General features: G+C 33.2%; 10 protein-coding genes and 1 pseudogene. 7 read left to right on the top strand and 4 right to left on the bottom strand.

Annotation, left to right across the window (positions count from 1 at the left end; translation table 11 throughout):
- The 4 genes and pseudogenes from RSB60_RS06920 to RSB60_RS06905 all read left to right on the top strand — a co-directional run.
- Positions 1–338 (top strand): annotated as a pseudogene (locus RSB60_RS06920) (type IV pili twitching motility protein PilT); the annotation flags it as partial.
- 90 nt (positions 339–428) lie between these two features.
- Positions 429–764 (top strand): prepilin-type N-terminal cleavage/methylation domain-containing protein, encoded by a 336-nt coding sequence (locus tag RSB60_RS06915; protein ID WP_332516243.1) that lies wholly within the window; start codon positions 429–431, stop codon positions 762–764.
- A 110-nt stretch (positions 765–874) separates the two neighbouring features.
- Positions 875–1,219 (top strand): phage holin family protein, encoded by a 345-nt coding sequence (locus RSB60_RS06910; protein ID WP_332475886.1) that lies wholly within the window; start codon positions 875–877, stop codon positions 1,217–1,219.
- A gap of 2 nt (positions 1,220–1,221) precedes the next feature.
- The gene (locus RSB60_RS06905; protein ID WP_323382757.1) at positions 1,222–1,653 is read left to right on the top strand and encodes a flavodoxin domain-containing protein; all 432 of its coding nucleotides are present in this window, start codon (positions 1,222–1,224) and stop codon (positions 1,651–1,653) included.
- A gap of 56 nt (positions 1,654–1,709) precedes the next feature.
- On the opposite strand, the gene RSB60_RS06900 is transcribed toward RSB60_RS06905, so the two are convergent.
- The 3 genes from RSB60_RS06900 to RSB60_RS06890 form a co-directional block, all read right to left on the bottom strand.
- Positions 1,710–2,729, bottom strand: a complete 1,020-nt coding sequence (locus RSB60_RS06900; RefSeq protein ID WP_332491496.1) for a CAP domain-containing protein — start codon at positions 2,727–2,729, stop codon at positions 1,710–1,712.
- 125 nt (positions 2,730–2,854) lie between these two features.
- The gene (locus tag RSB60_RS06895; protein ID WP_332615361.1) at positions 2,855–4,114 is read right to left on the bottom strand and encodes a replication-associated recombination protein A; all 1,260 of its coding nucleotides are present in this window, start codon (positions 4,112–4,114) and stop codon (positions 2,855–2,857) included.
- Positions 4,115–4,126: 12 nt separating this feature from the next.
- Positions 4,127–7,369, bottom strand: a complete 3,243-nt coding sequence (locus RSB60_RS06890; RefSeq protein ID WP_332615359.1) for a DEAD/DEAH box helicase — start codon at positions 7,367–7,369, stop codon at positions 4,127–4,129.
- Between the two features lie 120 nt (positions 7,370–7,489).
- Here RSB60_RS06890 and dtd point away from each other — a divergent pair, with 120 nt between their 5' ends.
- The 3 genes from dtd to RSB60_RS06875 are packed head-to-tail and all read left to right on the top strand — an operon-like array spanning position 7,490 to position 9,222.
- Positions 7,490–7,936 carry a D-aminoacyl-tRNA deacylase gene (gene dtd / locus RSB60_RS06885; protein ID WP_332475883.1) on the top strand — a complete coding sequence of 149 codons (447 nt, stop codon included), beginning with the start codon at positions 7,490–7,492 and terminating at the stop codon, positions 7,934–7,936.
- A complete protein-coding gene (gene folD, locus RSB60_RS06880; protein ID WP_332475882.1) occupies positions 7,933–9,021 on the top strand; it encodes a bifunctional methylenetetrahydrofolate dehydrogenase/methenyltetrahydrofolate cyclohydrolase FolD in 1,089 nt (362 codons plus the stop codon). Before dtd ends, folD begins: the two co-directional genes overlap by 4 nt.
- Complete coding sequence (locus tag RSB60_RS06875) at positions 9,022–9,222, top strand: DUF951 domain-containing protein (protein WP_323382763.1); 201 nt, start codon at positions 9,022–9,024, stop codon at positions 9,220–9,222. It abuts the gene before it with no gap.
- Between the two features lie 135 nt (positions 9,223–9,357).
- Here RSB60_RS06875 and RSB60_RS06870 read toward each other — a convergent pair whose 3' ends face one another.
- Entirely contained in the window at positions 9,358–9,771 is a 414-nt protein-coding gene (locus RSB60_RS06870; protein WP_323382667.1) for a PTS sugar transporter subunit IIA, read from the bottom strand.
- Positions 9,772–9,857: the final 86 nt, after the last annotated feature.

The raw sequence follows: 9,857 nt of genomic DNA, 5'->3' as shown, positions 1-9,857 counted from the left end.
ACGTATTTCCACCTAACCAACAATCACAAGTGCGTTTACAATTATCGGTATGTTTGAAAGCTGTGGTAGCTCAACATCTACTACCACAAGTTGATAATCGTTCACGTTGCGCTGCTCTTGAAATTGTTGTAGCGAATGAAGCGGTCAGCAATATGATTCGTGAGGGGAAGACCTATCACATCACAAGTGTTATGCAAACACATCCAGCAGAAGGTATGCAAACAATTGAATTTGCTCTTGCTAAACTGGTACGCGAAAATAAGATATCTGTAGATGTTGCGATGGAACATTGTAGTGATCCCCAACTCTTAAGAAGATTGATTAACTCAATTATTTAGCGTATAACCATGCATAACCGTTATTAAAACAAAGTATTGAAAAGCGTTTGAAACAAACGTATAATGAAATCACCGGAGGGAGAGACAAAAATGAAAAAATTAAACAAAAAGGGGTTCACACTAATAGAACTAATCGTAGTTATTGCAATCCTAGCTGTACTAGCATTATTATTAGTTCCACAAATTACAGGATACATTCAAGCATCTAAAGATTCAGTAGGGGCTGCTAATGCAAGATCATGTTATTCTAACTTATTACTTCAAAAAGCAACAACTGATGCAAATTTAACAGGTGTTAAAGTAGAAGATATTGCAGGCTGTACATGGGTTAGTGATACTGATCCAACACAAGGTGCAAAATGGACAGGCAATGGTAAAACATATACTTATGACCCAACTAAAGCTTCACAAGCACCTGGAGTATAAGAATCACTTTAAATTTATGAATTAAAAATGATGATTCTAAGAGTCATCATTTTTCTTTAGTACATAAATAAATTGTGCTAAAATATATACCTAGAATGGAGATGGTTAGTATGAAAAGAATTATACTTACTTTAGCTGTCAATGCGATATCATTATGGGTAATTAATTATTTATTTTCTGGGGTTCATATTGAGTCTGGTGAAGCGTTATTAGTTTTGACGATTGCATTATCTTTATTGAATATTACAATTAAACCTTTATTAAAGATATTTACTTTTCCAGTTACAATTTTAACGTTTGGGTTGTTTGCATTAATAATTAATGGATTGGTATTACAACTTGCGTTTAGTTTTGTAAGTGGTGCGTCAATTGATAGTTTCACTACCACAGTACTTGCGGCAATTGTGTTAAGTATTGTTAATAGTTTTTTAAATGAATTATTAGGAAGGAATTAATCATGAAGACAAATGTCGTATATATGACAAAAACGGGGCATACGGAAAAGCTTGCGATTGCGGTTGCAAAAGAGTGTGGTACTCATCCTATAAATTTGAGTAATCCACATGTACTTGATGATCCGGAATGTTTATTTATAGGGACGGGAATATATGGTGGAAAGCCTAACCAAAATTTGTTTAATTATATTGATCAATTACCGGTCAATAAAATCAAATATGCAGTGCTATTTTCTTCAAGCGCAACGAAAAAAGACCATTCTGAGTTCCTTGTGAACAGTTTACGTGCAAAAGGAATAGAGGTCTTTCCAGAGAGATTCACATGTTATGGCTCATTTATGTTTTTCAAAAGAAAACGTCCAAATTCAAGCGATATTGAGGCTGTGAGAGCATTTACAAGAAGAGTTTTAGAAAATCTAGGTGAAAAAGAGTAAATTTTCACCTTTTTTAGTGCCATTGTGAAAAATAAAAGCTCTATCACAAGATAGAGCTAATAGACAATTGCTGCCCACATTTTACCACTATAACCAATTGCGATTGTATCGTAATTAGCTTGCATCAAAATGGCACGATGATTTGGTGAATTTAACCACCAATTTAATTTTGCTTCAACAGTACTTCCTGAACTTGTTAGAATTTCAAGGGGTGAATGACACCAAGAAACTCCCTGATCAGATAAAGCAGTTTTATAATGTGACCCATCAGGTCTTCTATGTGAAATATCATATTCAGATTCTGCAGCACGAATTGCGATTGCAGTTTGTCCTGCGGCATCCGCAAGTTGAAGCGGGTTTAATCCATTTTCGGCACGAACATTGTTGATAAGTGTTAACATTGTTTCAATTGAATCACCAGAAGCAACGCCACCATTTACTACAATTCTTTTACCTACTTTAACATTTAGTGGTAGTTCAGTTTGGTTACCTGTACTATCCTTTGCAATATATTTAACGACATAGTCGCCTTCAGTGTTGATGTCTACACCATTTTGAATTTCTAATGTTTCATAAACATTCTCATTAGAATTGTCAAACACATAAGATAAATAATCCCATGGGTTGAATTCATTCCCTAGTTGAGAGTAAACACTTTCCTTTGTCAATGCAAGTATAGGAGCTTGCGTGTCAACAACATGTAACGAAATCTTCGTTGTGATAGTTGACTTGATAAGTAATTGAGTTGTCTCAGATACGGGTTTGATATTGATCAATACATTGATATCTTGATTACTAATTTTTGTAGTATCAATTTGTCCAAGAATGAAATCACTATTTTGAAAATCTACAAGAGTAGGATCAATACCTTCTCGAATAAGTAGATCACTTTGTAAAAGCGATGTCTTGATTTGATCAAATGCATCAGTTGAATTAACTTCTACAGTTACATCATAAACAGTTTGTTGTAAAGGTAGTGTTTCTTCAGCCTGGACTTCCTGAATGTTTTCAGAAAGAATTCCACACAGTGCTAGAAAACAAGCGGCTACTGTGAGTACTAACTTCTTAGCTTTCATAAATCCTCCATTTTTAATCACCCAAGCATTTTAACCCTAAAAAAAAGAATTTGTCAAAAAAAAGTGAATATTTTCGTTGGACAATCTCTATTTTAAAAACCACAAAACATAAAAAAAGCCTTTATTTATCGGCTTTTTTTCTTTAAGTCAGCAATTTTGGAAAATTTTGTGATTTTTCGTAATTCTGCTAGATTTTTGGCTAATTGGGATTCGTAGCTACTATTTGTATTTGGTATGTAGAAGTGTTTATTTTTGATAGCGTTTGGTAAATATTGTATTTGTGGCCATAAATCAGAACGACCATAATCGTACTTTTCTTCTTCCTTTAATCCAACAGGAGTAAGTCGTAAAAATTCAGGTACAGGCAGTGCTTGATTTTCAACTTCCGACATCGCTTCAGAGATTGCTTCACATGCTGATTTACTTTTCGGAGACAAACATAAATCAACAATTGCAACACTGAGTGGAATTCTTCCTTCAGGAAATCCAACTCTTTTTGCTGCATCAATTGCATTGATTGTACGTGCAACTGCTGCAGGATTTCCTAGTCCAATATCTTCGTAAGCAGTCACCAGTAATCGTCTTTCGATAGAGTCCATATCGCCAGCTTGAATAAGTCGTGCTAAATAATATAAAGCAGCATCAACATCACTGCCACGGATTGATTTTTGAAAAGCACTTACAGCATCATAATGTCCATCATCTCCACTCGACATACCGGTATTTGGAAATTGCGAATATTGCATCACAGTTTCTTTTGATATATGCCCATTAGAACCAAGTGCACATATTTCTAAGATATTAAGTGCATAGCGCACATCACCATTTGCATGATGCGTAATAATAGCGATTGCATCATCATCGATGGTTGTATCTTTTAAGCCATCAGGATGATTTAAGGCACGCTTTAAAGCAATGGCTAAATCTTCATTAGATAGTTGTTTCACTTCTAATAATTGGCAGCGACTACGAATTGCAGGATTAATCGCAAAGTATGGATTTGATGTAGTAGCACCCAATAAAATGATTGTGCCATCTTCTACATGAGGAAGCAATAAGTCTTGTTTATCTTTGTTTAAACGATGGACTTCATCAACAATAAGAACTAGTCCTGGAGCAAGTTTTGCTTCAAGAAAAATACCATCAAGATCTTTCTTATTGCCAGTTACAGCATTAAACATACGATAAGGAATTTTTAATTCATTCGCAAGACATTTCGCTAAAGTAGTTTTTCCAGTGCCTGGAGGACCAAAGAAGATAAGTGAAAAAAGACGTTGTTCCTCTACTAAACGACGAAGTATTTTATCTTTTCCAACTAAATGTTCTTGCCCGATAACGTCATCCAAGAGTTCAGGACGCAAACGGAATGCTAAAGGTTCTTTCATAGAGAATTCCTCCTATTTAAGTAATTCTAACAATTGTTCTGGTGATAAAGATGTTAATACACCCTCATTACCTTCGACAAATGTATCTGCTAAGTTTTTCTTTGTTTCCTGAAGACGTACAATTTTTTCTTCAATGGTATTCTTCGCAATTAATTTATAAACTTGAACAATATTTTGTTGTCCAATGCGATGAGAACGATCAGTAGCTTGGTTTTGTGCCGAAACATTCCACCAAGGGTCAAAGTGAATAACTCCTTCTGCAGCAGTAAGATTTAATCCTGTTCCACCGGCTTTAAGTGAAATTAAGAAGACAGTTGAATCATCAGTTTGAAAATCTTGTACAAGTTGTCTTCGGGTTGTTTTATCAGTCTCACCTGTTAGTAAATGAAATTTAATTTTTTCTTTTTTAAGCTCAGGGATAAGAAGTGTGAAGACAGAAGTAAATGATGAGAAGAGCAGTATCTTCTTCTTGTTTTCTTTAAAAGAAGAAATGATATCAAGACACGCAGTCATTTTACTTGAAGGTGTATAAATGTTATCAAAGACAAGTCGTGGTTCTATGCAAAGTTGTCTTAACTTTGTAATCATTGCGAGAATTTGAATATGGTCAACATGATCACTTTTAAGTTGATGTTCAATGTTTGTGGAAACTTGAAGTGCATGTGCTAAATAAATTTTTTCTTCTTCTTCGCTTAAATCAATAGGAATTGTTTGTTCAATTTTATCGGGCAATTCTTTTAAAACTTCACTTTTCAAACGGCGAAGAATAAAGGGTTCTACTAGCCTTTTTAATCTTGCTTGCACATCGACATTTTGTGCTTTAACAATAGGAGTCTCAAAATTTCTTCTAAAGTAATTATAATTATATAAATAGTTTGGCATTAGGAAATCAAAGATACTCCATAACTCTGCAAGGGAGTTTTCTATTGGGGTACCTGTAAGGGCTAAACGATAGTTTGCTTTTAATGATTTCACTGTTTGGGCATTCTTGGTGTTGTGATTTTTAATGTATTGCGCTTCATCAAGAATAATATAGTTGAATTCTATATCCTTATAATAGTCAATATCTCTACGAATATAATCATAACTCGTAATACATAAATCAACATCTTTAATTGTCTCAATACATAATTTACGATATTCGGCAGTTCCGTGAATTGCGAAACATTTGAGAGATTTGCTAAATTTATGAATCTCATCTTCCCAATTCAAAATTAAGGATGCCGGACAAATCACAAGGCTTGGCTTGTCAGATTGAATGGAATCAAGCAAGGAGATAACTTGGATAGTTTTTCCAAGTCCCATATCATCTGCAAGAATACCATTGAAACCATATGAATGTAGTAATCCCATCCACTGAACACCTACAGTTTGATATTCTCTGAGTATTGCATCATAGGCTGGATTTAGTTCAAAATCATGCGTACTCGTTTGAAATTTTTTAATGCAAGTTTCAAAGGTAGAACTACGTGATATGGACAAGTTTTTGATATTAGACAAAGCATCATCTGTTTGAAAGGCACGATAGAGTGGTAACTGCAGTTTTCCATCTTGAATTTTATCTGAATCAAAATGATTTGTTTCAAATACATGATTCAATTCTTCTAATTCATCAGATTCCAAATAAAGTAATTCACCATTTTTAAGGCGGTGAAACTTCTTTTTCTTTTTGTAGTTTTTTAATACATCAGCTAATTCATTTAAGGGAATATCACAAGAAGTAATATCAAGTTCAAGCAGATTACCTTCTACATGAACACCCATGTTAATAGCATAGTGCTTCGTTGTTCCTATAGATTTAACAGCATCTGAAACAAAGACTTCACAATACTCTCTTAGTTTATCAAGCCCAAATTTTAGAAAATGAAACGTACGTTCATCATTTAAACTCAATATAGCTTTTTGTTCCTCACGATTGATAGAGGTAGCATAAGAAGTGATAAAATTTTGAATGGTTGTTAAGTTCTTATTTAATGGTGTTTCGGCAGAAAATCCATAAGATTTAGTACCATCTATTTTCAAAAGGTGAATACTTAATTCTAATTCAGAGAATAAATTAATATCACCATATAATTCAATTTTGACAATTTCATCATCCATAATTAATGAACTTGGAAAATCAATTAACTCAATATCATCAAGTAAATCTTCAATTGCGAAATGATAGAAAGTATTCAAATCTTCTACAGATACATAATCATAATGATTGGTAGTAACCAATTCATAGAAATTGATAAGGGGCTGCGGATTATTAAATGAATATCGTGTAATAGTAGCGTTTTTCTCATCACTAATAAATACATATTCACCATCAAAGGTCAGTGATTCAGGATTGAAATAGAAGATATATCCTGTCTCTTGTGGTTCGAAGATAAGTTCTAATTTCATTTGATCTTCAAGTAAACTGAAATCATAAGAAGTAGTCAAATTACAAAAAGCATTGAAAAAGACACTCATATTTCTAGATGTTATATAGTGATAACGCTTATCAGGCGAAAAATAATAAGGTGAAGGAGCAGTCATTTGAAGTCTTAGATAGTCGATGATTTTTTGACTGTCTATATCAAAGTAATCATAATTAAGTCTACTTTCAAACTGTCTTCCATAAGAAACAAAACTATTATCTTCGATTTGTTTCAATAATAATTGAATATCTTTTACGACGTAAAACTTCTGTGAACCAATTTTAAGGTCCATAGTAATACGTGGCGTATTTGTAAAAGCATTACGAGAAAATTGAAGAAAAGGAATTAGTGAAATTTTCTCATTAGGTTCAATCTCGATGGTTTGTACATTTTCTTTTAGTTGTTTAATTAATGACTTGGATCGTTGGTTTAAGTAAACAAAAGGAGTTTTTGGTTTACTTATAACGGTATCAAGCAATGACTCATAGTTTTTATCAAGGGATGATTTGGTAGGTACTTCATCCTCGTTATAATAATAGGGTAAATCATAATCATCAATATCTTGCATCTTAAGGTATAAAGCGCCGACATGGGCACAACCAGACTCAGCGTTGCAATACATACAATCGCAACTATAGTCACTAACAGCTTCAGTAAATTTATCAATAACAATATGAGTTTCAATCAATGAACCATTATACTTAAATGTTGCATCACCAGTATAGGTCTCTTCATCTTCATCTATTTCATATTTGAAAAAGTTGTTTGCGTCATAGATTCTTTGAGCAATGCTAGAATTTTTTGAATTTCGCATTAATAGCGGATAATAATTTGAATCAGCGATTTTCATAAGGCACCTCTCATTTAGACATTTTATCATATTGTAAAGATAATCGGTGTGAAACTTAGTATAAAGATGACTTCAATTAAAAGGCTATTCATAGTAGAATAAATGAAAGGAGATTTTGATATGAGAGTAGTTGTTCAACGTGTTAAACATGCAAGTGTTACAATTGATAACACATTATATAATGAGATACAAAAGGGTTTTTTGCTATTAGTTGGGATTACTGATGGTGATACAATTGAAATGGTAGAGAAAATCGCAAACAAAGTTGTTGATTTAAGAATCTTTGATGATGAAGATGGAAAAATGAATTTAGGGATTGAAGAAGTAGGTGGTTCTATTCTTTCGATATCACAGTTTACGCTATATGGTGATTGTAAGAAGGGTAGAAGACCTAGCTTTATTCAAGCAGCACGTCCGGAAATATCGAAGCCTCTTTATGAAAAGTTTAACGAAGTTCTTGCAAGAAGAATAGAAACTAAACCAGGAATCTTTGGTGCAGAGATGCTAATTGATTTATGCAATGATGGTCCAATTACTATGATTCTTGATTCAAAGGACTTACTATGAATAAGAAAGTAGTTAGATACGCAATTCTTTGGTTTAGTGTGATGGCGATTATCGTTCTTGGATTTACGGCATATGTGTATATGTCAGTAAAAGACTTCTTGGATGAAACAACATCAACAGTAGTATTAATTGTCGGTGTAGTAGTAATACTAGCACTTGGAATTGCAATCGCGGGGGTAACAGCGTTTATCATTGCGATGAACAAAGATAAAGAAGGAGATGAAAAACAAATGGCAAATGTAATTTATGGTAGTGAAGTTGCGAAAGAACTTAAAGATCAAATGAAACAAGAAATTGAAGTTATTCAAGCATCACATAAAAGAGTTCCAACCCTATGTGTAATTTTAGTTGGCAATAATCCTGCGAGCGTTTCTTATGTTACTGGAAAAGAAAGAGCGTGTGCAGAAATAGGATTAGGATCTAAAATGATTCACTTAGATGAAAATACGAGTGAGGAAAAATTAATTGAACTTGTAGAAGAATGTAATCATGATGAAAGCATTGATGGTATTTTAGTTCAACTTCCTTTACCTAATCATATTAATGAAAAGAATGTGTTATTAAGAATTGACCCTGACAAAGATGTCGATGGTCTTCATCCAATTAATGTAGGGAGACTACATTTAGGGGAAGATGGGTTTGTACCATGTACACCACAAGGGATTATGGAATTACTAAAAAGAATGCATGTTCAAATCAATGGGAAACGTGCAGTAGTTATTGGTAGAAGTAATTTAGTAGGAAATCCGGTTGCACGCTTATTAATGAATGAAAATGCCACAGTGACCATATGCCATTCAAAAACTGAAAATATTGAAGCAATCTGTAAACAAGCAGATATTCTTGTTGTTGCGATTGGTAAAGCCAAATATGTGACAAAAGATTTTGTAAAAGAGGGTGCCTTTGTAATTGATGTCGGGGTTAACCGTAATGAAGAAGGTAAACTTGTTGGGGATGTAGATTTCGATAATGTGATTGAGCATGTATCCGCAATTACACCTGTTCCTAAGGGGGTAGGACCAATGACAATCACGATGTTGTTGAAGAATACAATCAAGGCCTATAATAATAAGGAGAGTATTTAGATGCAAGAATATGGATTAAATGACATTGTCGAAATGAAAAAAGAACATCCATGTCATAAATCAAAAAACTGGAAGATTATTCGCATGGGTGCAGATATTAAAATAAAATGTATGGGATGTGGTGCAGCAGTTATGTTTCCCCGTACTGAATTCGAAAGAAAATTAAAAAAAGTAATTGAACGAGCTGAAACTGAGGAATAAACCTCAGTTTTTTCATGAAAAATCTATTACTAGATATTTGTGTAAGTAATGAATCAAATAAAAAAGAATTAACAACAAACAAGCTAGAAGTTAATTCTTAGAAATCGAATAAAAGAGGTAAACAAATTTTAAAAGCTATTCATCACAATTAAAATCATCCGCAAGGATATTTACATAACAAATTCCTGATTTGGCTTCATCAATTAATAACTGAATATCGACTGGTGATAAATATTCTTCGCTAGACAAAACCAAAGTAGATACTAACAAAGGAAAATTGAATCCAGAAATAATATGTGTATGATCACGGTTTGTGAGTGGAAGTAATTGGGTATTAACACTTCCACCTAGTAAATCAGTAAAAACAATTAGTTCATCATCGCTCGTAATGGATTCAAGAAATGTATCGACTTCTTTTTCAAAGTTATAGTCCTCTACATAGGCTGTAAAGTATTTACAGTTATTCAATGAAGAAAAGAACATCTTTAATGATTCATAAGCTCCTTTTGCGAAAAGACCATGAGAAGCTATCACAATATATCTATTCACTGAAATTTGCCTTCTTTAATAATTGGATAAAGTCAATTTTTTCTTCGTCTGGAACCATCTGGCTAACAAGATTACTTTCAGTTTTC

The organism is Anaerorhabdus sp. (assembly GCF_036657415.1).
GTDB lineage: Bacteria > Bacillota_I > Bacilli_A > Erysipelotrichales > Erysipelotrichaceae > Anaerorhabdus.
This window is presented reverse-complemented; position numbering and strand designations above follow the sequence as displayed.